Genomic DNA, 22,791 nt, shown 5'->3' with positions numbered 1-22,791 from the left:
TGTCCTCACGATTGGGCCTGTTCGAAGGCCTCCGGACTGACGCCGCCGAGGTGACTGCTGGCGCCGGGCCCGGTTGTAGAACACTTCAATGTAATCGAAGATATCCGCCCGGGCCAGATCCCGGGTTTTGTATATTCTCTTCCTGATGCGTTCTTTTTTCAGTGAACTGAAGAACGATTCGGCCACTGCATTATCCAGACAGTTGCCACGCCGGCTCATGCTCGGTGTCAGGTTATTGGCCCGGCAGAAGCGCTGCCAGTCGTCACTGCCGTACTGACTACCTTGATCGCTGTGTACGATGACCTCGCCGTCCGGTTTTCGGCGCCAGACCGCCATCATCAGCGCGTCGAGCGCCAGTTCGCGTGAGAGAGTGGGTTTCATCGACCAGCCGACCACATTACGGGCGAAGAGATCGATAACCACCGCCAGATATAACCATCCCTGCCAGGTGCGGATATAAGTAATATCGGTGACCCAGACCTGGTTGGCCCGGACAACGGTGAACTGCCGCTGCACGCGATTAGGAGCAACGACTGAAGGCCTGCCGGCGATACGACGTGGCGCTTTATAGCCACGCACAGCTTTAATCCGGTTCAGTTGCATAATCCGACCCACCCGGTTTTTACCGCAGGTTTCCCCGATTTCGTTCAGATCGCCATGAACCCGCCGGTAACCGTATACGCCTCCGCTCAGGGAATATGAGTCGCGGATAAGTATCAGCAGGCGCTGGTTATCTTTATCACGCGCCGGGACAGGGTTATGCAACCACGCATAGAACCCGGCCCGGGCGACATTCAGTACCCGACACATCGTCATCACACCCCATACAGTGCGGTGCTCATTGATAAAGCGGTACTTCAGTCGGGCTCCCTTGCAAAGTACCGCGCGGCCTTTTTCAGGATATCCCGTTCTTCTTCGGTGCGTTTTAACTGCGCCCGGAGTTTCAGGATCTCGCTTTTAGCTTCCAGTAAATCCCGGGCATGCTGCTCGCTGTTATCAGGTTTGATAGCCCGTAGCCACTTGTAGAGGCTGTGTGCAGAGACGTCCAGACGGTCAGATACTTCGGCGACGGAATAACCGCGTTCCGTTATCTGACGGACGGCTTCTTCCTTAAATTCAGGTGTAAATCGTGGTGTGCCCATATGCTCCCCCTATGCTCAAACTATAGGGCAGGATCGTCTACCGAGACGGGGTCAGTCCAAACTATAGGGCAGGATCGTCTACCGAGACGGGGTCAGTCCAACTATAGGGCAGTATCGTCTACCGGCGCGGGGTCAGTCCAGAGTGTCTGTAAGAGGTAAAAAGGTGGTGGTGTTATTAGGAGCGGGAGCGTTCAATACGTTCCCGTAACCAAGCCTCCACTTCGCTTTGCAGCCAGCGGGAACTACGCCCCAGTTTAATGGGTTTCGGAAACTCCCCGTCCTTGATGAGCTTATAAAACCATTTATCGGTTAATCCCGTCAGGCGAGTAATAAAAGCCATATTGACAAATTGGTCTTCGAGCAAGGTTGGTTTGGTCGTCATCATGAATGTCTCCGGTTGCGTTGTGGGAACCGGAGCTGTGTTGATGGTTGTTGCTGTCCTCTCCGGCATAGCAACGGGTCGTCATGTAAAAAATGTAAGAGGGTCTCCTCTGCAGTCATGCCCTGATGGCATGACTGTTCCATTATTTGGGTTTAGGCCAGCCTATATACGGGCTGGCCCTGTTTGTTTTCATCTAACCTCTTTGCTGTAGATGCCTGTTTTACAGAAAGAGCAGAATTTCGTTCCTTCGTAGTGTCGCCCACACATCGTGCAGTGCCAGCGGGTTGCCGTGTGTACTGCTGGTAACTGGTTTAACAGCCTTTTAGACCTTCCCACTCTGTCGGTTCGATCTGATTTCGGGGCCAGGTAAGGGCAGTGCAGGAAACTGACCGGATCTCCGTGCATGATGTCATGCTCAAACCACGGCGGCGAAGTCTGGGTGGGGAAATGAAATATCAGTGGGCACTTACAGTGGTGACACGACCAGTTTTGGTTCATGGTGGAATGGACGTCCCGGGCTGCGACTATCGTGCTTTTTCATCCTGGGCCATATAACATTTTGAAACTGACATGGTGCCTCCTCAGTACGGTTTGATGGCGTGGAGATACGCACCTGTTAGCCTGCTTAACCCAGGGTGTTTTTCCTGGCTGTCGCAGATCCACTGTTGCAACTCTTCAGGTTGTAGACACGGAATACACCATTCAGAGGCATCGCTGTTTTTCGCCAGTTCGCACCAGCACAACAGGGTAAGGGACTCCCGCATACCGAAAGCAGTATTTAGCCAGAATGCAGATTTCAGTTGTTTCGTCAGACTTAGCAACCCCTGACGGGCACATTCACTGAGTAATATTCCGGGAAGGAGGGGGTAATCGGCGTATTTTGTAATTTGGGTCTGCCCAGTTGGGTTATCCGTAACGGGTGTTTGCGTCACACTTAGTAGAAAGTGGGGAATGACTAGAGATGACGCAAGACCATTAAGTGGTCTGCAGGTTGTCATCGTCAGTTTATGCCAGTGCTTGATCTCCGGCTGACACAATCCATGGGCAAGATTTATACGGGTAAAGTCGTCAAGCCAGGCCTGATAATGGTTGAGTAAGGGGGGCGTTATCATTGTGGAATACCTTAAATTCTGGATTATAGGCAGCCGAAGCACACCGCTTTCAACGGTGCATTCCGTAAACTGCCTGTGAGTGGAAAGAAAAAGGCGGCTCTTTGGTTATGTTGGCCTGCCATAGCTACTGCCGGTGCTGTGAAAAAGGGAGAATACGGCGTTAGTTCTGGCTGCAACCAAATGATCTCTCCTCTTTGCAGTAACATTTACTGTGCTCTTTCGCAAAATAACTAAGGCGAAACATTAAACTCTGGAATTTTTCATGGAAATCAGGTGTTTTTGCATTAATATAATAAAGCGAATCTTTCGGGAAATGCACTAACGTACGATATTCTGGATACCCCCCTAAATCTAAGGCGCTTAGCCACGCTTCTTCAATAAATGAGCCAAGATTACCGGCCTTCTGATTAAAACCTCCCAGAGAGTGAAATCTCTGAGTATTTACCAGTAAAGCAACGTGATAATGTTTTTTACCATTTTTGCAAACTTCCCTGACCCAAAGGTAACGCAATGTTGTGGAATGTACTCTGATACCATTCTTTTCTTTATGCCTGGTTTGAGCTATTACCTTTTGTCTTATGGAGTTAATAAATCGCGACATTAATCCGTCATCGAGATTCACCAATGCGGAAATCGAATCTCCATTATCTCTGTACTCCGGCAGTCGTAAAATTAGCATCACCACAGTCGTCCTTGGATAATTACTCAGTGATTTGGCTACGACTTGCGTTATCCGATGAATATAGTGCTTATTAAAAGGTGCATGAGCATAATTAAGACTTAATGAACTAAACATGTTATCGCCTCTGATACTGTCATGGTGGTATATTCCATAACAAAAGGTAAATCTGTTTTTTATTCGCATTACTTAAGTAAGAGGTTAGGTGATGGAGCTGTAAAGATTTAAAAAGAGATACATATGAGATGTATATAATACAAAACATACAGCTTTTTTTTAATGAAAGGCAGAGCTCATGCAGGTTATAACGGTATAAAAACTGTGATATTGCTCTGAAGTTAAATGGCAAGTTCGCAAATCGCTACACAAGTGCACCGAGGTGAAACTGAGCAACTTTGTAGTGCCCCCGTCTTTGCGTCAGGGGGCAAGGTTCTGCTTTCGTTGTTTCAGGGAAAAGGGTACATAGCAGGCATGCCTGCTATCGGCTGAGGTGATAAAATCACCTTTATCCTGTACATGTATTCACATGAAAAGTTGTTGACTTTTGTGGTTAGCCTTGTCTTTATGTACATAAAATCACGTAGTGATTAACAAGAGGGGTTATGGTCAGGCTTATTGAGGATAGGGATGCTGTTCTTTTTTTGTCCATGAATCTGGCAAGTAAGGGGGTTAATTTCCCTCCGGAAGCAACTGAAAGTAATATTCATCGATATCAAAGCAAGGCCAGAGATTTTTTAATTAGGAACGGATATTCTGCTGTAAGTATTGATACCTTTTTTACGGATACCCTGGAACGCTACAGAAAAGAGAAGCCCACCGAGGACGAACTCAGTTGGTTTGATGATGATCCCAGAGCAAGCTTTTGGCTGATGTGCAAACTGGACCATGCTGATGATATAAATTCTCTGAGTGGCCTAATCGCTACCGGTAATAGCTTGCTCGATGAGCTCGGAACGAAGAAAAATGATACCCCTCCGAATCATAAGCTTCGGGTTGATTACATAAAGGACAAAATCCGTAATCAGGGTGGCATACTGACCCCAAGAGAATATTTGCGTGAGCTAAATAATGAATGGGAGCGTAATCTGGAATGCCGGGACATTTTTCGAGGTGTCAACAGTTTATCAGGTGTAAGTATTGACTGGTTGGTCGACTATCTGAAAGATAATAATATTACTCTTGCGAACTATCAATGTGGTTCCAGTATCGACGAAAAACTCGCGTATTGTTATGCATCTTATTTTATCTGGTGTGAGCAAAATAGACACGACGGTGTAATTGAAGAGAAATTTAAGAATAAGTTCAAAAGTGCTTTCAGTACCCAAAAGGCAAGAGCAAAGAAAAATGCATCCAGGGCCAAACAGCTTAATGTGCATATAGCAGAAGAGTTTTATGACAAAATGAGAGATATTGCCATATCTGAGGGCATCTCAAATGCCCGTGTAATTGAGCATGCAATACAGTTTGCATGGCATAATAAAAAACACCCTCGTTCTAAATAAAATCAGACAGATGTTATCAGCATGACTATTCCTGAAAGCGGACTCATCAGAGCCCGCTTTCTTTCCCCTCAAGGAAACCATCATGCAAGAAAACAATGGCTTTACTGTTATTGAACATTCCCTGTCCGCCATTCCCGATTCCGTACGCAGACATATTCTGAACCATATCCGCAAGATCACCGAATACGAACCCGTTATTGGCATCATCGGTAAAACCGGTGCGGGAAAGAGCAGCCTGTGCAATGCCCTTTTTAAGGGGGAAGTGTCGGCGGTCAGCGATGTCTCGGCCTGTACTCGTGAACCGTTACGGCTCCGGATTTCAGTCGGACAGCACAGCCTGACGCTGGTGGATTTACCCGGTGTCGGGGAAAGCCTCGCCCGTGACCAGGAATACCGGGCTCTCTATCAGGAGTGGCTCCCCCGGCTGGACCTGGTCCTCTGGGTGATGAAAGCCGATGACCGGGCGCTCTCCATTGATGAGCAATTTTACCGGCAGGTGATTGGCGAGGCACACCGGCATAAGGTCCTGTTTGTGGTGAATCAGGCCGATAAAATTGAACCCTGCCATGAATGGGATGCGCTCACAGGCAATCCGTCCGCGATGCAGTACCTCAATATCCAGAGCAGACTTATCGATATCGGTAACCTTTTTTCCCACACAGCACCGGTGGTGGCCATCTCCGCCCGGACCGGATGGGGACTGCCCGCGATGGCCGAAGCCATGATGAAGCATTTACCGGCGCAGGCGGGCAGTCCGGTATCCACACAACTGCGTGAGGAGGTTCGCACTGAGCAGGTAAAGTCCCGGGCCCGGTATGGGTTCGGTGAGGCAGTGGGGCGCTCACTGGACACGGTGGCCGAAGGCCCCTTTATTCCTGCTCCTGTCAGCACACTGATACGCTGTGTCCGCGATGCGGTCGTGTCCGTTGCCCGCGCCGTGTGGGATTTTTTCTTCTGAGCCGTTATCTGCTACTTCTACCTGAGCCCTGTCGCCACCGCGACGGGGCTTTTTTATTTTCACACTATTTCCAGGAGTTCAATATGACCCGTCTGGCCTCGCGCTTTGGCGCAACATACCTTATCCGCCGTGACCGCCCGCTGACCCGTGAAGAGCTGCTCCGCACGGTACCGAGTGTGTTCAGCGAAGACAAACACGCTTCACGCAGTGACCGTTACACATACATCCCGACCATCACCCTGCTGGATAACCTGCAGCAGGAAGGTTTTCGTCCGTTCTTTGCCTGCCAGACGCGGGTGCGGGATGAAGGCAAACGCGAGCACACAAAACATATGTTGCGCCTGCGTCGTGAAGGGCAAATCACCGGCCATCAGGTCCCGGAAATCATTCTGCTCAACAGCCACGACGGCTCCAGTTCGTATCAGATGCTGCCGGGACTGTTCCGTGCCGTCTGCCAGAACGGCCTTATCTGCGGTGAGTCATTCGGGGAGGTTCGAGTCCCGCACAAGGGAGATGTGGTGGGCAAAGTCATTGAAGGGGCGTATGAGGTGCTGGGTATCTTTGACCGGGTGGAAGAAAAGCGCGAGGCGATGCAGTCGCTGTTGCTGCCACCTCCGGCACAGGAAGCCCTTGCCCGGGCGGCCATCACCTACCGCTTTGGTGAAGACCACCAGCCGGTGACCGAAGCGCAGGTGCTGTCCCCCCGCCGCTGGCAGGATGAAAACAGTGACTTGTGGACGACGTACCAGCGTGTACAGGAGAACCTGATTAAGGGCGGATTATACGGACTCAATGCGAAGGGGAACCGCTGCACACCCGGGCCGTGAAAGGTATTGATGGGGACGTGAAGCTCAACCGGGCACTGTGGGTGATGGCGGAAACACTGCTGGAAAAACTGGGCTGACAGCGGCTCCTGCCGGTGCAGTTTAGGTTAGGGAGAAATTCCAGTCAAATTCAGCCTGTTACCGGAATGTTGTAAACGGACATCTCCTGTCCGTCAGGGGCCCGCCCTGGTGCCTGAAAATGTCCCGGTGCGTGGTCAGCCCGCTTCCTGACTCACTTCCTTTTCCTGAAAAAAATTTCCCGGCGTGTCCATACCCTGTCCGGCCCCCTCTTTAAAGTAATCACATTCATTTCAGTCAGTTAACTGCCACGGAGTGTATCCAATGGTTCAGACAGAACGCCGTCATGACCGGCTGGCTGTCCGGCTCTCCATCATCATCAGCCGCCTGCTTGCGGGGGAGACCCTGAGCGTGCAAAAGCTGGCCGCTGAATTTGCCGTTTCTCCCCGTACTCTGCGCCGGGATTTCCGCGAGCGGCTGATGTACATGGACCTGGAGTACCGCAACGGCATCTGCCGTCTGCGTTCCGGTGTCAGTGGTACGCAGCGTGAGCTGGACATTCTGACGTTTGCCCACCGTTCCGGTCTGGCGGACCTGTTCCCCGGACTGGACCGGCGTCTGGTCAGTACTCTACTGGAAAGCGAAGCCTCGCCCTGCCTGGTCTGGCCGGTGCCTTCCGGCAGTTCACCGGCACTGGCACTGTCCTTTTACCGTCTGATTAAAGCAATAACAGCACGTCAGCAGGTCGGGCTGCAGACGGAAGGCCAGCGCACGGAGTACCTGTCGCCTTACCGCCTGGTGGCACAGGAGGGTGTCTGGTATCTGGTGGCGGAACACAACGGACAGCCTGCGGTGTTCAGGCTCGATGACATTCAGATCGTGCAGCCCACTGCCGAAACGTTCAGATGGAATGAACAGCTGTACCGGCTGTCGGAAAACCCCGGCTTCGTTCAGGCCCTGCCGCATTTTCGCTGTATCCGGCAGTCCTTGGATGTTCTCTCTTCCCCGTAACTCTGTTTCTTACCGGTCTGCCCCGTACTGCGGGTGCAGGCCTTTTTTTACTTAAAACTCAATAAGGTTACTCCAGTGAAACGAAACCTGAACACCAGCTACCGGCTGGTATGGAATGATGTTCTGGGTGCATTTGTGGTGGTCTCTGAGCTGGTCACAGCCCGGGGTAAACGCAGCAGCACCGTACTGGCCATTGCCGTGGCCGGGCTGATGAGCACTGCCGCTCTGGCTGCCGGTAGCACCACGGTTCCCGTCGGACAGACTGTGGACGGCGCGGTTATCAGCAACCACGATACCCAACAGGTCTGGGGCAGCACCACCGGCACGGTGGTGAATACCGGTCAGGAATACGGTGATAACGATGATGCCAATACCGGCGGACAGTTTGTGCAGTCCGGTGGCGTGGCAGACAACACTACGGTGAACCACAACGGACTGCAGGCGGTCCTGTCCGGTGGCTCCGCCGCCCGTACGACGATTAATGCCGGTGGCGGTCAGAGTGTGCACGGACAGGCAGCGGACAGCGTACTGAACGGCGGTGAACAGTGGGTACAGAGCGGTGGCAGTACCACCGGTACCGTCATTAATGCCGGGGGATATCAGCTGGTGAAAAGCGGTGCGCAGACCAGCGGTACGGTGGTGAATACCGGGGCGGAAGGCGGACCGGATGCGGAGAACAGCGACGGGATGTTTGTCAGCGGCATTGCAACGGACACGCTGATTAATGCAGGCGGACGGCAGATTGTGGCGGCGGGTGGCTTATCGACCGGCACCACCATTCAGGCAGGTGGCGACCAGAGCGTGCACGGTCAGGCACAGAGCACCACGCTGGACGGCGGTAATCAGTATGTCCACGCCGGAGCCCTGGCCACCGGTACGACGGTGAATGCCGGTGGCTGGCAGGTGGTACAGCAGTCCGGGACCGCAGACGCCACCACGGTGAACCGTGACGGTAAACTCAGTGTGGCCGCAGGCGGTACCGCCAGCAACGTCACCCTGAATGCCGGTAGTGCACTGGTGACCAGTACGGCGGCCACGGTCTCCGGTATTAACAGTCTCGGCAGTTTTAATGTGGATGCAGCCACGGCCAGCGCCACTAACGTCCTGCTGGAAAACGGCGGTCGCCTCGATGTGCTCTCCGGTGGTTCAGCGGACTCCACCACCGTCAGCAATGGTGGCGTGCTGGCGGTGGCCACCGGCGGTGCGGCACAGCATATCGTGATGAATGAGGGCGGTGTGCTGATTGCGGACAGTGGTTCAACGGTCAGCGGGACGAACACTGCGGGTACCTTTGGTATTGATGCGGCTACCGGCATGGCCAGTAACCTGCATCTCGGTAACGGCAGCATGTTCAGCGTGCGGGCAAACGGTGTGGCGGACAACACCACTGTCAGCAGTGGCGGCACACTGAATGTCAGCCAGGGCGGTGTACTGAGCGGGACCACCACGCTGACTGACAGCGCCACACTCAGCGGCAGTGCCATCAGCAATGACAGGGTGCAGGTCACTACCGCGACGGGAACAGGGGCACTTATCTCCGGTTCGCTGGGCGGCAGTGGTCAGTTGCTCAAGGACGGTGGCGGTACCCTGACGGTCAGCAACGGCTCCCTCACGCAGTCTGTAGTGAACCTGAATCAGGGAGCACTGATACTCGATAATGCGCAGGTCAGCACGGACATCATCGCACAGTCCGGCACCTCGCTAACGCTGACCGGCAGTACCGTGATGAACGGGGCCATTGACCCGACAGATGTCATTCTGGACAACGGTGCCTCCTGGAATATTGACCGTCATTCCACCGTGGCTTCCGTGCTCGACACGCTCACCAACGCTGGGACCATCAGTTTCTCAGCCCCTCAGGATAACTTTGTGCCTGCCACCCTGACGGTGAAAAACCTCACCGGTCGCGGTGGGAGTATCAGTATGTTTATCCGCCTGGATGACCCGGCATTCCCGACCGACAGGCTGGTGATTGACGGCGGTCAGGCGACCGGGAAAACCTGGCTGAACTTCACCAGCACCGGGAACAGCGGACTGGGCCTGGCCACCACCGGCAACGGTATTAAAGTGGTGGATGCGGTGAACGGGGCGACGACCACCGGTGATGCCTTTGCGCTGGGCCATAAGCTGCAGGCTGGGGCCTATAACTACACCCTGAACCACGGTACAGCGGATGAAAGCTGGTATCTCAGCAGTGAATCTGTTTACCGGTCCGAAGTTGCCCTCTATGCCTCGCTGTATGCCCAGAGTATGGACTATGACCGTGCACTTGCCGGAACGTACAGCCAGCGCAGCACGGCGCAGGAAGCAAAAGGGATGTGGGGACGTGTTCAGGGCGGGCATACCGGTCACGGTGACCGCAGCGGTATTGCACAGGGTGCAACGCCTGAAAGCAGCGGCAGCTACGGTTTTGTGCAGCTCGGGGGCGACTTGGTGAAAGCGCAGACTGGTCCGCTATCACTGACGGCGGGTATATACGGTGCGGCGGGTGAGTCCCGTTCAGACGTGAAGAACGATGACCGCTCTGCTGCCGGTACCGCACGTGACACGGTATACAGTCTGGGCGGATACCTGACTGCCGTGCATCAGCCATCAGGCCTGTGGGCAGATGTGGTGGCGCAGGGTTCACGGCATTCCCTGAAAGCACAGTCTGATAACAACAGCTTCGATACCCATGGCCAGGGCTGGCTCGGTTCGGTGGAAACCGGTCTGCCACTGAGTGTCAGCAACAGTCTGGTACTGGAGCCGCAGCTGCAGTATGTCTGGCAGGGGCTCAGCCTGAATAACGGTCATGACGATGGCGGCTATGTGGATTTTGGTCACGGCAGCGCACAGCATGTCCGTGCCGGTCTGCGCTTTGGCAACCAGTCTGAAATGGCCTTCGGTCAGGGCTCATCCACACTCCCGGGCCATGAGCGCGGTATGAAGCACAGCATCAGTGAACTGCCGGTAAGCTGGTGGATTCGACCATCGGTGGTCCGGACATTCAGCTCACAGGGCGACCTGAATATGGGTACCGCAACTCCGGGCAGTAATGTCACGTTCAGCCCGTCGCAGGACGGTACGTCTGCTGAGTTGCTGGCTGGTGTGTCAGCCCAGATTCGGGAAAATGTGACGCTGGGGGTTCAGGGTGGATATACCCGCAGTATCAGCGGGAACAGTGCTGAGGGGTATAACGGACAGGCCAGTGTGAAAGTTCTATTTTGATATTATAAAAATTATGAGCTATCCCTCCATGGGATAGCTCTGCTAATAATTATTGGTAATTTATGCTTTTTCTATAGGCATCTGAGATTCTAAAAATAGCACGAGTATTAATTGTCAGTTATACCCATTCTTTCGGAATTAGGCCATCTTTTTCAGACTTCCATTGTGCTGCTTCATAGGTATGAGGAACCTCACCCCAAATAGTTTGATCTGCATGTTCAAGAACAATCACCTGAAATTTAAAAGCATTTAACTCTATTGCTGATGAAAGCATCTCAAATATTTTCTTTGTTGCCAAAATGTCATTTTCCCTGGCAGTCATTAATTGATTGTTGCTATTCATTTCATCAAGGATATTTTCCCCGGATGCGGCGCTGGGGAAATACACTTGGCTCGGTTGATCGATAATTAAGAAACTAAATGGAGGGAGGTTTTCATTTCCCGGCGAAGATAAGAACTCATGCAGGGCAAGGAACGTTGAAAGATGATACCCCATCCAGTTGGCACCACTACCGACTTCCCAAAGATATTCACTTTTTGAATATTCGCTTTCTTTGAAGCTCAGTGTTAATTCGTTTTTGTCGAGAAATATCTTGCCTCTACGTTCAAGATTAAGCATGTCAGAGTATTCCTCTATCAGGCTGTTGATTTTACTATACGTGACACTTTCTTTACTTTTTATATTGGTAGTTTTAAAGTATTCGCTTAAGGGTTCGATTGTTTTTTTTAGCTCTTTAATTTGCTCACTTAAATCACCTGTGTTTTTAATTTTGTCTAAAGACACTAGGTTTTCTTGAATTCTTCCAATTAAAACATATACTTTTTGTAATGAGTCGCTGGTTGATTTGTCTAATCTCTCAAGTTGAATTTTTTGCTTTCTTATTGAGTGCAGTGTTTCTTGATAATCTCTAAGCGTTTTCTTTAGTTTATCTAATTCTTTATCTGCAATTGGTGTGTCAAATAATCCTTCAGATATTGAATTTAACTTTGATATTTTCTTCTCAAGATTATTAATTATATTCGAGGTAATCGTAGTCTTATTACCGCAGGCAATACATTTACCATCTGGTGATAGATTTCTCTTCAGCCATTCGAATCCATTTGTATGATTTTTCTCTGATTTTATTGCATTTGAAAAAGCCTGCCCTTGGGCAAAAAGTTGTTCATAATTTCTTATTTTTAAACGAGTATCATCTATTTTTCTTTGAATTTTTTCGCCTTCAAATATTAGTTTTTTAAGAGCTTCATTAGTGTAAGTATAATTTGGATTAACTAATAAATCGCTAAGCGATCCTTCAGTGTATTTCTTATTTATAAATTGTAGGTCAAGAAGTTTATCCGTACTTTCATTGATATTTTCTTGATTTGCATGTAGAAGGCCTAGTTCGATTGCTTGATACCATAAATGCGATATATCATTTTTCCATCCGGAAAGAGCTTTATTATTTATTTCTTGTTGTCTTAAGAGCGAGTCATGTCGTTTGTAAAGGTCAATTAATTCTTTTTCTTTTATCATGTATTCACGGTCAATTATACCTAGCGCAAATGGCATTACCCTCTTTAATCTTTCTTTATTTTGATAAGAATCAGCTTTGAAGAAAAGTGTATAAGGGTTTGCAACAATATGCTGTGGGAGGAAATTGAATGCTGCCATATCCCGATAAGATGTTCTGCCATCAAAGCCAATTTTTTCTTTTTCATCATCAATAGCCAAGTTGCTTAGTTTAACCAGTTGATTTAGTGTCTCTTTAAAACTTGAAAAATTATGTGTCGCTTTTTCAATTATTTCTGGTAGTTCACCTTGCAGTCGGGATAGATAAAATTCTTTACCTGCATTTTTTTGATTTGGAGATTTCCTGCAAATAAGGCATTTTGTGCCTTTAATTTCGACTTGTAGTCCAAACCATTCAACCGATTCACGAATTATACCTACGGGGATGGCGCATTTACTTGAACCTAAGCAGTAGTCTACAATCGATATTATTGACGATTTCCCTGTCCCGCTGATACCATGAATGATATTGAGTTTATCTTGTGCAAATTCGATTGTTCTTAGTGCATTTTTAGAATTTACAGGCCAGAGAATTATTTTTTCGATTAAAAATTTCATTATTTTTCACCTAAAATTAAACTAAATATTTCCGCGGTATCTAGCTGAGAAAACCAAAAAGCAATACGCGGAATACATTTTTGCATATCATCAGGTAATTCATTTTTTATATCTTTGGGGATTTTCTTCTTAGTGCATTTGAAATAAATGTTGTGATCAATTTCCAATTTTTCAAGCAATCCAGATGCTACTGCGAGATTGAGACCTTGTAATGTTGCGCCTGAAAAATTTGTTATTCTGTCTTTAATTGAATATTGTATTAAAGGATTATCAACGATTATTGTACTGAGAAGAGTGTTTTTTTTCTTGTTCCTTATTGCGATTCTGGATGTCTCGTGCCAAAGAAGAGGAAGCACTAGTAATAATAAAGCTATGTCAGTGTTTCTATTGTTCAGTGTATTTTTTTCGAACTCTGCTATAAAAGTTGTGAGTAAAAAACAAGCTAACACACTATTGTTTATAATGTTTTTGTCAACATAAAACATAATAAATTACCCCGTTAATTTTATGGCCTGTATTTCTTGAAAACATCATGCCAATAAATAAAATTCTCGTTGTCTGGTTCATCAGCAAGCGCATGATAATTACCAGTAGTAAAATAGTTATGAGTTGTAGGATATCCGTTTAGTGGAGCTAGAAAATTAATATCCACTGTGTCTTGATAAATTTTACAATAATATGAATCATTTTTTTCTTTTGATAATGTGTTAAAAGTAACCTGTTTCCACCGGTCATAAAGGGCATTATCTCTATTCTCCCATGCACTAAGTGGAATCTCTCCCATTTCTTGCAGTCTAATTTTTTCAGAATAAAATGCCCAATAATTTTTTAAAGCATGTTCGCATGCTTCATCATCAAAGCCTAATGTTTTTAATTGCCCAATAAATAGAAAATTATTAAATGAATTTAACTTCATGTACTCTATATAAGATGTTTCTCTAAATGATTTCTCAGACAGCCTTTCATTCATGTACTTTCTTTTTATATCGAAAAGTAATTTTGAAATCATTGATTTTTTAATTACTACTTGCTTCCTTTCTTTCCAATGCTCTTGACAATAGGATACTATATTGCCAAATATCAAGCTGTAAATAAGCTCTGAATGATGTGATATTTCTGTGGGTAAGTGCATCAATGTAATAGTTGCTTCCTTCGGAGATAAGCCTGAATTAGTTGCATGTTCTCCCAATAACTCAGTTCTCTTTATCAGAAAGTAAAGATCTTCATCAGAATAATTTAAGACCATGTCAACGGTTTTTTTTACCTTTCCTGAAATAGTTGCGCCATGAGATTTTAGTTTCTGGACGGCTTCTTTTATTTCATGGTCGTTTTTTGCGCCTGAAATTAATGATGCTAAAGTATTAGAACCAACAGATTTATTAGTGACGAGGCAATAAAAAATTTCATCATATTGGGATTTTACTTCATTCATAGAATTAAGCCAGATATGCAAAGTATGCCAAAGATTTTTGCTACTATCTTGGTAGGGTTGGCCTGTTTCATCGACTGAGTGTTTATCTTGTTCAAACTTTATCTGAATATTTCCGTTTTCAAAACGTATTTCTTCAACGACATCATCAGCTGTTTCTATACCAACCATGACATGGTTGTGTTCGCTCGCGAAAATGCGGTATAGAGCACGTTCTATCTGATAAATGAAAGCTGCGATTTTCGAACTAGCTTCGATTGTTACCATTTTTACTCTTTTCCCTGTATGAATTTACAGTAAAATTAGCCGCTTGAAGAAAAATTATACTCATTCAAACTCATCTTTCGCTAATATGCAATATATATTTAGCATGTTCTTTTACTTAAAATTTCCATAACAAGTTATCACTTTATAATAAAATTATTGCATGTGTTATCGTTGGGAATATAGTGTAAACAGTGTGTATTAATTTGATTTGATTCCTAATTAAATTAATGCCAATAAAAGATGTTGGCTTGATTTTTATTCCTCTAATTTACCTCCAGTGAATAAATTATTAAATGCAGTGTGACTTTCAGTAAATCAATGGTGCAATTAAAGTCTTGTTGTTATAATAGGAATTGCAATTAGGGATCTAGCATCAAAAATTATAAATATATTCACAATTACACCTATCTCTCCTGAAAGATTTACCTTATTTGATGCTCTCATTTGCACCTAAAGTGGCTTGATATATCACAGTTAAAACTATATGTACTTCATTGTTGGCATTTTTATTTTTTGCTCGCGTTATTTTATTCATTAATTATCTAAGATACTCACTATCCTTGCTGTTTAATATAATACATTCTGAAAAGACTGTAGTTATCTATAAAATAAATGTTTTTTATATACTGCAGTTGAGCAATTAAAGTGGTAATGTTTTCATTTTAAAATAATCTCGGATATATATTATTGCTGTGACTATCTATATTTATGGTCGTGATTGCCTATAGAGAGGGGTGTTTATTTCATGCAGACAAAACCTGTCAATCTGCCAAAGTACTTCGCAATACAGATATGTTACTTATAAGATAACCTCTTGTAATTACTTTATTATTCAGCTTAAAAATATTTTTGTTCTAGTGTCCATACCCTGTCCGACTCCCTCGTTAAAATAATTTCTTGCGATAGAACTGCTCATTACCGATCAAAAAAGCTTTTACAGGCACTCCACCATCGTCTTGACCAACCCGTATCCATTTACTTCCGCTCTCGTTGCGGGAAACTACAAAGGTGACTTTATGAGATTAATGATTTGTATCCTGCTTGCTGCAGGTTCACTAATGATAAATGCAGGTAATGTTCTGGCTCAGCCTTTTCGCGGAATACTGCCCGCAGCGGTTAATTACAAGACCGGTAACCGTTTCTGGTGCGATGCTCATCTGCAGATGACACGCAAATGCGCAGCTACGGAAGCGGATCAACCCGGTACGATTGTGATTGTGCATTCTGCTCCCACACAAAACTGTGAAGGGGGATTTTGGGGTTTCATCAGTATCTACCGGAATGAACCATCCCTTGGCTTTACAATCACCCCAGACCAAAAATTTGGTGTAACGGTTAAGGACTTATGTCGTCCCGGCACGGTTGTGATGTTTCAACCCAACAGTACACATCCCGATTATGACGATCTCGTCGGTCTGTACCAAGGAAAGGAAATCTTCCGTTATAAACACTCTTCATAAAGCCATAAGATTCCCCTCAAGACTGCCGCGTCAAAGTTGAGTCTGTCTTTATGTCCCTGAGCACTTCGCTCATGTCTTCCACATTCATATCACCAGAGTTCTGCCAGCATTCGCTGGCAGGACTCTTTATTATTTTCGGGAGTTTGCTATGTCTGATATTTGTTTCGCTTCATCTTCGCCGTTCACAAGTTCTGAACGGCGAATTATTGATTGTGCAGTCCGGACGCTGGAGAAATATTTAAGGAAAACAGGAGAGGCATTCACGACGTCGGATTATGCCAAAGACTGGGTTCGTCTGCAGTTTGCGAACCTGGATCGTGAGGTATTCACCGTGCTTTACCTCGACAACCAGAACCGGTTTCTCGATAAAGAAATACTTTTTCTGGGAACGGTTAATCACACAGAAATTCACCCACGTGAAATCGTTAAAGGAGCTCTACGTCATAACGCTGCTGCCGTCATTCTGGCTCACAATCACCCATCCGGATACACGGCACCCAGTGAGTCTGATAAGGCAATTACCCGCAAGATCATTCAGGCACTGGCGCTACTGGAAATACGGGTGCTTGATCATTTCATTATCGGCACTCACGATGTTTTATCCTTTGCCGAGCACGGATTGATGTGATGGATTTTTACGTTGTTGCTATTCAAGTTAAATATAACTCATTGATTAAGGATGAAAATTTATGAATCTATGTATAAATAATTTAACTAGGAGAACCATTTTTTCTCTGCTGCTCATCAGTGGATATGGCTATGCAGACAGTAATATCGTCACAGCTGAGCAGGCGATGAACTGTAATACAGCTGCTACCCCCGGGACCGGTGATGCATGCCCCTATCCATTTGACGTTGAAAAAGCCGATGAGGCATTCAGAAAAACAGTCAGCCATGCAATGGAGAAGGCTGGCCTGGGTAAGCTATGGGAAAATGAAGGAATTCTTCGTGGGCCCCAGACACCTCTGGAGCCAGTGACCATTTCGGGCGTGACCTGGTTACGTTCATCTTCCTGCGAACAGCATAATTGCGGGGAGCACTATATTGCATATCTTTACCAACCCAACCTGAAAGCCTTCGTGGGTCTCTACAGTAATGGGGGTAAAAAGCTGTTAATCGGAAATCCGGATGCAGCCCAACTGAAACTTCTGCAGTCTCAGTGATTTAATTTCTTTCTGATAAAAGTATTCAGGCATTGTATTCGTGCCTGAATACAGATAATCCCACTCACTCATCCCACGTAAACGTCTGATAACCATTGGCCTTTGCAACATTACAGCCAGCCCCCTGTCCTCATTCAATTATCAAGAGAGAAAACAGTATGACTACAACCGCTCCCCATCGATGGGGACTTCGGCGTGATGTCACGCCATGTTTTGGTGCCCGTCTGGTACAGGAAGGATATGTACTGCATTACCTTGGGGACCGTGCCGGTCTCTATGGAACGTTCTCACCAACTCAGTTACAAATGCTCGATCGCAGTTTTCCGATGTTTGTCGGGCTTATGGAAGCGGCACTGCGTTCTGGCGACCTGGACCCGCATAACGCTCATGTCATTAGACTCGAAAATGAAGGTCTTGTTTGCGAGGCCGATACACTAGGAAGTTGTGGCTATGTCTACGCCTCAATTTATCCGGCTCCACAGCCAGAATAAAGGTGGCAGATATGCCAGTCCCCATTGAACGCTTGAATGATTTATGGCTCGAGCTGAGAAATATTGCCGTAGCCGAAGAAGAAGGTACGCTGAACATCAGTGAGCCTTTTATCCACTTTCCCGCCGGAACACCTGTTTCCGATATCTGGATCTGGTTCGAAATCAGTAATAACGAGTTCATCGTTGCCCAAAAGCTTTACGGCATACCGACACATCATTCCTCCTGAAATTACTCATTAAGGATCACGTATGAAACAGTTAACTTCGCCGGTTACGGTGCCGGTTTCACCATGTCTGTCTCCCGAGCAGGTATGGCAGACATTACTCACTTATCTGCTGAATAAACACTACGGGCTTACTCTGGATGACACACCTTTTCATGATGGCAATGTTATCAGTGAGCATATTGAGGCAGGCGTTGCCTTAGTCGATGCGGTGAATTTTCTGGTTGAACGATATGAACTGGTGCGTATCAACAGGCATAGATTCGCATGGCTGGAACAGTCGCCGTTTTTAACCACACTGGAAGTTTTGCGGGCAAGTTACGCGACGGGGCTAAAAGTAGCTTATGCAAAACCAGACATTAAGGAGGGCAGGGGATGACGCTAATGACTCCAGCACTTCCGCTGCACTGTATCTTTACCGGCATACAGTGCAGCACTGCGCACATAACGGACCAGGACAACGAACGGTTTTATCAATTGTCACATGATCAGTCTGAATACAGTGATGCGGAGTGGATACATTTCACGGGAACGGGATATTTACTTCGGCTCAACGCCTGGCAACACCCGGTGCTCCGGTTGAAACGACTTGGTATGTCGAAAGCGTGTCGTAGATTGGTCCTGGCGCTGTGCCATCAGTATGCGATCACCTCCATCCATTTCGATGCGGCTGGTGATGTGTTGCCTGGAGTAGAGCATTTCGATTGGTGATTGTTTTTTACGTAAATGGATGCAGGATGGGGCTACTTGGCAGATGTGTTTTCCGCCATCCCCATTCCTGCAATAAATGATACAAAACATAATGTTGGTATAAACGTTGGTATAAATTTTATCGAACACATTTTAAATCATATTTATCAGGTGATTATTGCTTATGTTCGAATCCTGTAGGGTACCATTTCTTTCGATTCCCAGCCCCTATACACCAAACCGTTGAAACAGTGTATTGCTGCTCAATCGCCGCCAGGCATCGAATGCTCGAAAGATAAGCACACCCGTGTAAGCCAGTTGTAGGTAAGATGACGAAAAACGTCTTAGTATCCTTCAATACGCAGTCGGTCGAACGAATCGAGACGATTAAAGCTGTCACCTCCATTACCGACTCTCATCCCCAGAAGAGCATTGTAAATGCTACTAATCGACTCTTTTGAGAATGATCATCAGGGCGAAGAGATAACGTCACCAAATTCTGCATCAAGATCAAACTTAAGTGATTGTTAGATCTTCGCTCCCATAATTCTGGAGGCAACGGCTTTTGCTGCTTCTAGTTTTGCTTTTCCTGATTCTGATTGCGTACTAGATTCAAATTTTTTGAAGTTAAACTCTATGTTTTCTATAGCTTTATCTATGAATAATTGAGGCAGATCTGAGCATATGGACTGAAAAATTATTTCATATGCTAAAGCACGACACTGCAAATCATTAATTGATTCCTCTACTGATTTCATAACCTCTCCTTAAGAAATGCTGAGGTAACGACCGACAAACTTGAAATGTTCTTTTGCGTTTACCTGCAATGTGAATATTTAATATCGTTCAGTTGGACAAATAAAACCAGTAAAATCCATTGGGTTGCTCATCGTTGATTAACACACCGCGATGTTAGTCATATCTTCACCTGGCAACTGATGGGCTTGCAGGCCGTGCAGTTGCTCAATCTTAAATAGACTGTTTTACATGCGGTAAGAGCTGCTGAAGCAGTAAAGCAGACAGACCGCAGCCGAAAGGTAATGCAGCCTTTATGGTTTGGATTGTCGTACGCGGCGTTCATTGCTGCTTTGTAACCACAACGGATTCTAATAACCAATACATGAAAATGCCGGAAGATATTCTTAATTACCGGCACTTTCATCCTGATTTCGTCGCAAGCATTATCAAGAGTAATAGTCATTACAGTAAGAAATTACAATAGACTTCAAACAGGGTTGATAGATTCAACCCAGGTTAGTTATAAAACATTTGGTGTGATAATCTCTTTGTTTAAGAGTTGTTCAAATAATGACTCGGTGATGTGCCGAACAAGGAGTTCTTTTTCCTCATGGTAGTCGACGAAATTGTCTCCAGGATTTGGAAAACTAATCCCACCCTCCATGTCGATGTACAAATTAAAAATATTGAAGTTATCTCTGTCTGAGATGTTGAACTCTATTACCTTGTAAGTATTGATAATGTCATTAACCAGAGTTGCTTTATAATTATCCGATGTCGTCAGAGTTAAATTAAAAGGCAGTAACTTCACCTCTAATGATTCGCCATCGTATTTAGCATGGATTACATTATTTATCGTGCTGTTATTAATGAATGCTGGAATGTCGCTTTTGATATTTTCAGTGATGCTGTTAACAAATCCATTATGATTTCTGATCACCGATGATATAGCATGCACATGGCTAGTACTCATTTTCTCTCTCTCCATTGTGAACTTTATCTTTGAAATTAACATAAAGATGATATGAAAAAACATATCACCATCCCGCTATTTAAAATATTAATCCTCAAATGAAGCCATCGTGCGATCAAGAGTACTGAGTGCATAGCCGTAGAACTGGACGTAGTCGGCGTTCTTACCCTGTTTGATGTCCTCTATGTGGCACCGAGCGACTTGATGAGATGCTCAAGGTGGTTCAGACACATGCTGATGCTTCTGTCTCCCAGAGAAATCTGGCTGTTACCCTAAACCTGAAATTGATTCTAAAGTGACTGCCGGGAATGCCAGTCCGGGATCCGCACTGGTTGATGGAGAAACCATTGCTGCCAACCAGCGATGAGTATTCAGAGAGAAGGTCAATCATATTTCATAACTCGCAGTTTCCTTTAACCAGTCTTCGAAGACCGTCAACGCAGTTTCGTTGACGCCGGTCTGTGCGGATTTCACCAGGCAAAAGTGTTTATTCAAGCTATTAGCAACGGGCCAGGGAGCGATCAGTGCACCGTTGCGCAGTTCGCTGGCGACATATACCTGCGGTACGAGGGCCACACCTTGCCCTGACAGGGCGGCCGCAATAGCCATTTCATGAAGGTCATAACGTACACCCATAGCCGGGTTATCCAACCGGATTCCCGTCTCCCGCGCATAGCCATGCCAGGCTTCCGGCGTCTGACGGCGATGAATACGTGGCAGGTTGTTCAACAGAGCCGCGGTGTCGTTATTGCTCAGCAGATCCGGATGGCAAACCGGCACCAGTCTTTCATGGAAAAGGGAAATGATACGCATACCCGCCCAGGCCGGGTGGTCAAAATGGACGGCGGCATCAAACCCACTGCCAGTCAAAATGAACGGATCAGTCCGGACGGCAATGTTCAGCATGATATCCGGGTGTATTTGCCTGAAACTGACCAGGCGAGGGATCAGCCAGCGGCTGGCGAAGGTTGGCGGCGCAGCAATTTCCAGACTACGGCTGCCCTGAGGGCTCCCCGTCAGATACTGGGTGTCCCGGTCAAGTCGTTCAAGCGTTTCGCGAACCCGGTATGCGTAACGTGCGCCGTTCGGGTTGAGCTGTACCCGGCTGCCTGTTCGATCAAACAGTTTGCAATTGAGCAGGGCTTCCAGGCGTGCAATCTGGCGACTGATGGCCCCTTCTGTCAGCGAAAGCTCCTCCGCTGCTCGGGCAAAATTGCCGTGTCTTGCCGCGGCTTCGAAGGCTTGTAAGGAGGCACTGCTGGGGAGTTTTCTGCGCATTGTGATACCTTCTTACATGCGATTTGTCTTGGATTTAGTGACTAAATATCACTGATTGATGAAATAATATCGATATTTAGCCGCTTTAACAGCGGGTAGCATGATAAAACATCAAGTCACAGCGTTCCGCTGTTTAAATAAGGTGCGACCTATGCCTCTACCCGCGTTTACTTCCTGCCAGATTGGCGATTTTCAGGTTACAGCCCTTAGCGACGGTAATATGGCCGCCAGTCTTGAACTGCTCAGTGGTATTGAAATGACTGAGGCTCACAACATTCAGCATCGTGCGGGCATCAATGATCCGGGTAATATTCATATCCACGGTTATTTGATTCGCGGCCGGGGGCGAACCATTCTGATTGATGCGGGAACCGGTGGCTTAAATAACGCAGGTGGGCAGTTGCGAGAGACGCTTTCTACCGTTGGTGTTCAATCGCAAGAGGTTGATTCTGTACTTCTCACGCACGGCCATCCCGACCATCTTGGCGGGTTACTGGACACCGACGGACGCCCGATATTTAACAATGCACGGCTCTATATTCATCCTCTGGAGGCTGCGTACTGGAAAGATGACACGATGATGGCGCTCGCCATCGAGCGCAGAAAACGCAACTTTCTTCTCGCACGGTCCACGCTGGAAGCGTATGAAGAGCGGCTCTATTATCTTCGTGAGGATGAAACTATTGAGGGAATTACCCCTGTATGGTTGCCGGGCCATACACCCGGGCACACTGGGTTTCGCATCGATTCTGCTAAAAGCAGTCTGATGATTTGGGGCGATATTGTGCATTTTCCGCATATCCAGACGGAACAGCCCCTTGTCTCTATCGAGTTTGATTGCGATCCGGTGCTGGCCGCGAAGACGCGCAAGCGCATCATGGCTCAGGTAAGCGAGCAGCAATGGCTGGTTGCCGGTATGCACTTCGCGAAGCCCGGTTTTGCGCATTTACGCCCGGATGGCGAAGGATATCAGCTGGTTTATATCGAGGGCTAAGTTCTTCCTCAAAAGAGGAGAATAAAGCAGCGGATCGTGCAGACGTCGCGCAAGTAAGAAAGAGATCCTTTAATATCAGTACGTTTGCTACACCAATAAAAAAGCCCCAACGATATTCGTCAGGGCTTTTTACGTTACG

The 22,791-nt window shown here is 46.9% G+C and carries 22 protein-coding genes and 2 pseudogenes; 13 read left to right on the top strand and 11 right to left on the bottom strand.

Features of this window, described 5'->3' with window-relative positions:
* Nucleotides 1–5: 5 nt before the first annotated feature.
* The 5 genes and pseudogenes from AC5JPW_RS08865 to AC5JPW_RS08845 form a co-directional block, all read right to left on the bottom strand.
* Nucleotides 6–1,142 (bottom strand): annotated as a pseudogene (locus AC5JPW_RS08865) (IS3 family transposase).
* Nucleotides 1,143–1,317: 175 nt separating this feature from the next.
* Nucleotides 1,318–1,524 carry a helix-turn-helix transcriptional regulator gene (locus tag AC5JPW_RS08860; RefSeq protein ID WP_110296113.1) on the bottom strand — a complete coding sequence of 69 codons (207 nt, stop codon included), beginning with the start codon at nt 1,522–1,524 and terminating at the stop codon, nt 1,318–1,320.
* A gap of 189 nt (nt 1,525–1,713) precedes the next feature.
* A complete protein-coding gene (locus tag AC5JPW_RS08855) occupies nt 1,714–2,022 on the bottom strand; it encodes a putative zinc ribbon protein (RefSeq protein WP_494239651.1) in 309 nt (102 codons plus the stop codon).
* Between the two features lie 83 nt (nt 2,023–2,105).
* A complete protein-coding gene (locus AC5JPW_RS08850) occupies nt 2,106–2,636 on the bottom strand; it encodes a secretoglobin family protein (protein WP_494239650.1) in 531 nt (176 codons plus the stop codon).
* Between the two features lie 160 nt (nt 2,637–2,796).
* The gene (locus AC5JPW_RS08845; RefSeq protein WP_494239648.1) at nt 2,797–3,432 is read right to left on the bottom strand and encodes an inovirus Gp2 family protein; all 636 of its coding nucleotides are present in this window, start codon (nt 3,430–3,432) and stop codon (nt 2,797–2,799) included.
* 485 nt (nt 3,433–3,917) lie between these two features.
* Here AC5JPW_RS08845 and AC5JPW_RS08840 point away from each other — a divergent pair, with 485 nt between their 5' ends.
* From AC5JPW_RS08840 to AC5JPW_RS08820, 5 genes and pseudogenes are all read left to right on the top strand, one after another.
* Nucleotides 3,918–4,817 carry a hypothetical protein gene (locus AC5JPW_RS08840; RefSeq protein WP_494239647.1) on the top strand — a complete coding sequence of 300 codons (900 nt, stop codon included), beginning with the start codon at nt 3,918–3,920 and terminating at the stop codon, nt 4,815–4,817.
* 82 nt (nt 4,818–4,899) lie between these two features.
* On the top strand, nt 4,900–5,775 hold the full coding sequence (locus tag AC5JPW_RS08835) for a GTPase family protein (protein WP_494239646.1): 876 nt from the start codon (nt 4,900–4,902) through the stop codon (nt 5,773–5,775).
* Between the two features lie 83 nt (nt 5,776–5,858).
* Nucleotides 5,859–6,679: pseudogene (locus AC5JPW_RS08830) on the top strand (DUF932 domain-containing protein).
* A gap of 262 nt (nt 6,680–6,941) precedes the next feature.
* Nucleotides 6,942–7,628, top strand: coding sequence for a helix-turn-helix transcriptional regulator (locus AC5JPW_RS08825; protein ID WP_494239644.1), 687 nt, complete (start codon nt 6,942–6,944; stop codon nt 7,626–7,628).
* Between the two features lie 75 nt (nt 7,629–7,703).
* Entirely contained in the window at nt 7,704–10,835 is a 3,132-nt protein-coding gene (locus AC5JPW_RS08820; protein ID WP_494239643.1) for an AIDA repeat-containing protein, read from the top strand.
* 118 nt (nt 10,836–10,953) lie between these two features.
* Here AC5JPW_RS08820 and AC5JPW_RS08815 read toward each other — a convergent pair whose 3' ends face one another.
* The 3 genes from AC5JPW_RS08815 to AC5JPW_RS08805 are packed head-to-tail and all read right to left on the bottom strand — an operon-like array spanning nt 10,954 to nt 14,641.
* The gene (locus tag AC5JPW_RS08815) at nt 10,954–12,945 is read right to left on the bottom strand and encodes a DUF3732 domain-containing protein (RefSeq protein ID WP_012885539.1); all 1,992 of its coding nucleotides are present in this window, start codon (nt 12,943–12,945) and stop codon (nt 10,954–10,956) included.
* A complete protein-coding gene (locus AC5JPW_RS08810; RefSeq protein ID WP_012885540.1) occupies nt 12,945–13,430 on the bottom strand; it encodes a three component ABC system middle component in 486 nt (161 codons plus the stop codon). The genes AC5JPW_RS08815 and AC5JPW_RS08810 overlap by 1 nt, the downstream gene beginning before the upstream one ends.
* Before the next feature lie 20 nt (nt 13,431–13,450).
* Nucleotides 13,451–14,641 (bottom strand): ABC-three component system protein, encoded by a 1,191-nt coding sequence (locus tag AC5JPW_RS08805; protein ID WP_494239640.1) that lies wholly within the window; start codon nt 14,639–14,641, stop codon nt 13,451–13,453.
* Between the two features lie 1,016 nt (nt 14,642–15,657).
* Here AC5JPW_RS08805 and AC5JPW_RS08800 point away from each other — a divergent pair.
* The 7 genes from AC5JPW_RS08800 to AC5JPW_RS08770 all read left to right on the top strand — a co-directional run bounded on the left by AC5JPW_RS08800 (nt 15,658) and on the right by AC5JPW_RS08770 (nt 18,690).
* Nucleotides 15,658–16,101, top strand: a complete 444-nt coding sequence (locus AC5JPW_RS08800) for a hypothetical protein (RefSeq protein WP_494239639.1) — start codon at nt 15,658–15,660, stop codon at nt 16,099–16,101.
* A gap of 148 nt (nt 16,102–16,249) precedes the next feature.
* The gene (gene radC, locus AC5JPW_RS08795) at nt 16,250–16,729 is read left to right on the top strand and encodes a RadC family protein (RefSeq protein ID WP_369935644.1); all 480 of its coding nucleotides are present in this window, start codon (nt 16,250–16,252) and stop codon (nt 16,727–16,729) included.
* Between the two features lie 61 nt (nt 16,730–16,790).
* Complete coding sequence (locus AC5JPW_RS08790; protein WP_494239637.1) at nt 16,791–17,264, top strand: hypothetical protein; 474 nt, start codon at nt 16,791–16,793, stop codon at nt 17,262–17,264.
* Nucleotides 17,265–17,422: 158 nt separating this feature from the next.
* Nucleotides 17,423–17,755, top strand: coding sequence for a type IV toxin-antitoxin system YeeU family antitoxin (locus AC5JPW_RS08785; RefSeq protein WP_494239635.1), 333 nt, complete (start codon nt 17,423–17,425; stop codon nt 17,753–17,755).
* Nucleotides 17,756–17,766: 11 nt separating this feature from the next.
* Complete coding sequence (locus tag AC5JPW_RS08780) at nt 17,767–17,982, top strand: hypothetical protein (protein ID WP_436873407.1); 216 nt, start codon at nt 17,767–17,769, stop codon at nt 17,980–17,982.
* 22 nt (nt 17,983–18,004) lie between these two features.
* Nucleotides 18,005–18,358, top strand: coding sequence for a TA system toxin CbtA family protein (locus tag AC5JPW_RS08775; RefSeq protein ID WP_494239633.1), 354 nt, complete (start codon nt 18,005–18,007; stop codon nt 18,356–18,358).
* Nucleotides 18,355–18,690 (top strand): DUF5983 family protein, encoded by a 336-nt coding sequence (locus AC5JPW_RS08770; protein WP_494239632.1) that lies wholly within the window; start codon nt 18,355–18,357, stop codon nt 18,688–18,690. Before AC5JPW_RS08775 ends, AC5JPW_RS08770 begins: the two co-directional genes overlap by 4 nt.
* 506 nt (nt 18,691–19,196) lie before the next feature.
* On the opposite strand, the gene AC5JPW_RS08765 is transcribed toward AC5JPW_RS08770, so the two are convergent.
* The 3 genes from AC5JPW_RS08765 to AC5JPW_RS08755 all read right to left on the bottom strand — a co-directional run bounded on the left by AC5JPW_RS08765 (nt 19,197) and on the right by AC5JPW_RS08755 (nt 21,658).
* On the bottom strand, nt 19,197–19,427 hold the full coding sequence (locus AC5JPW_RS08765; RefSeq protein ID WP_494239630.1) for a hypothetical protein: 231 nt from the start codon (nt 19,425–19,427) through the stop codon (nt 19,197–19,199).
* A 500-nt stretch (nt 19,428–19,927) separates the two neighbouring features.
* Entirely contained in the window at nt 19,928–20,380 is a 453-nt protein-coding gene (locus AC5JPW_RS08760) for a hypothetical protein (protein WP_494239629.1), read from the bottom strand.
* A 387-nt stretch (nt 20,381–20,767) separates the two neighbouring features.
* Entirely contained in the window at nt 20,768–21,658 is an 891-nt protein-coding gene (locus AC5JPW_RS08755; RefSeq protein WP_494239627.1) for a LysR substrate-binding domain-containing protein, read from the bottom strand.
* 151 nt (nt 21,659–21,809) lie between these two features.
* Here AC5JPW_RS08755 and AC5JPW_RS08750 point away from each other — a divergent pair, with 151 nt between their 5' ends.
* Nucleotides 21,810–22,652: an MBL fold metallo-hydrolase gene (locus AC5JPW_RS08750; protein ID WP_494239625.1), complete on the top strand. Its 843-nt coding sequence runs from the start codon at nt 21,810–21,812 to the stop codon at nt 22,650–22,652.
* Nucleotides 22,653–22,791: the final 139 nt, after the last annotated feature.

The organism is Phytobacter sp., from assembly GCF_059074235.1.
Note: the sequence above shows the minus strand (reverse complement) of the source record. Positions and strands in the feature narration are given on the sequence as shown.

Bases quoted from the DNA above. Each gene is read 5' to 3' on its own strand.
- AC5JPW_RS08775 (WP_494239633.1), top strand. From the start codon at position 18,005: ATGAAACAGTTAACTTCGCCGGTTACGGTGCCGGTTTCACCATGTCTG.
- AC5JPW_RS08750 (WP_494239625.1), top strand. From the start codon at position 21,810: ATGCCTCTACCCGCGTTTACTTCCTGCCAGATTGGCGATTTTCAGGTT.
- AC5JPW_RS08780 (WP_436873407.1), top strand. From the start codon at position 17,767: ATGCCAGTCCCCATTGAACGCTTGAATGATTTATGGCTCGAGCTGAGA.
- AC5JPW_RS08770 (WP_494239632.1), top strand. From the start codon at position 18,355: ATGACGCTAATGACTCCAGCACTTCCGCTGCACTGTATCTTTACCGGC.
- radC (WP_369935644.1), top strand. From the start codon at position 16,250: ATGTCTGATATTTGTTTCGCTTCATCTTCGCCGTTCACAAGTTCTGAA.
- AC5JPW_RS08825 (WP_494239644.1), top strand. From the start codon at position 6,942: ATGGTTCAGACAGAACGCCGTCATGACCGGCTGGCTGTCCGGCTCTCC.
- AC5JPW_RS08805 (WP_494239640.1), bottom strand. From the start codon at position 14,641: ATGGTAACAATCGAAGCTAGTTCGAAAATCGCAGCTTTCATTTATCAG.
- AC5JPW_RS08845 (WP_494239648.1), bottom strand. From the start codon at position 3,432: ATGTTTAGTTCATTAAGTCTTAATTATGCTCATGCACCTTTTAATAAG.
- AC5JPW_RS08860 (WP_110296113.1), bottom strand. From the start codon at position 1,524: ATGACGACCAAACCAACCTTGCTCGAAGACCAATTTGTCAATATGGCT.
- AC5JPW_RS08765 (WP_494239630.1), bottom strand. From the start codon at position 19,427: ATGAAATCAGTAGAGGAATCAATTAATGATTTGCAGTGTCGTGCTTTA.
- AC5JPW_RS08755 (WP_494239627.1), bottom strand. From the start codon at position 21,658: ATGCGCAGAAAACTCCCCAGCAGTGCCTCCTTACAAGCCTTCGAAGCC.
- AC5JPW_RS08855 (WP_494239651.1), bottom strand. From the start codon at position 2,022: ATGAACCAAAACTGGTCGTGTCACCACTGTAAGTGCCCACTGATATTT.
- AC5JPW_RS08815 (WP_012885539.1), bottom strand. From the start codon at position 12,945: ATGAAATTTTTAATCGAAAAAATAATTCTCTGGCCTGTAAATTCTAAA.
- AC5JPW_RS08840 (WP_494239647.1), top strand. From the start codon at position 3,918: ATGGTCAGGCTTATTGAGGATAGGGATGCTGTTCTTTTTTTGTCCATG.
- AC5JPW_RS08800 (WP_494239639.1), top strand. From the start codon at position 15,658: ATGAGATTAATGATTTGTATCCTGCTTGCTGCAGGTTCACTAATGATA.
- AC5JPW_RS08785 (WP_494239635.1), top strand. From the start codon at position 17,423: ATGACTACAACCGCTCCCCATCGATGGGGACTTCGGCGTGATGTCACG.
- AC5JPW_RS08850 (WP_494239650.1), bottom strand. From the start codon at position 2,636: ATGATAACGCCCCCCTTACTCAACCATTATCAGGCCTGGCTTGACGAC.
- AC5JPW_RS08835 (WP_494239646.1), top strand. From the start codon at position 4,900: ATGCAAGAAAACAATGGCTTTACTGTTATTGAACATTCCCTGTCCGCC.
- AC5JPW_RS08790 (WP_494239637.1), top strand. From the start codon at position 16,791: ATGAATCTATGTATAAATAATTTAACTAGGAGAACCATTTTTTCTCTG.
- AC5JPW_RS08810 (WP_012885540.1), bottom strand. From the start codon at position 13,430: ATGTTTTATGTTGACAAAAACATTATAAACAATAGTGTGTTAGCTTGT.
- AC5JPW_RS08760 (WP_494239629.1), bottom strand. From the start codon at position 20,380: ATGAGTACTAGCCATGTGCATGCTATATCATCGGTGATCAGAAATCAT.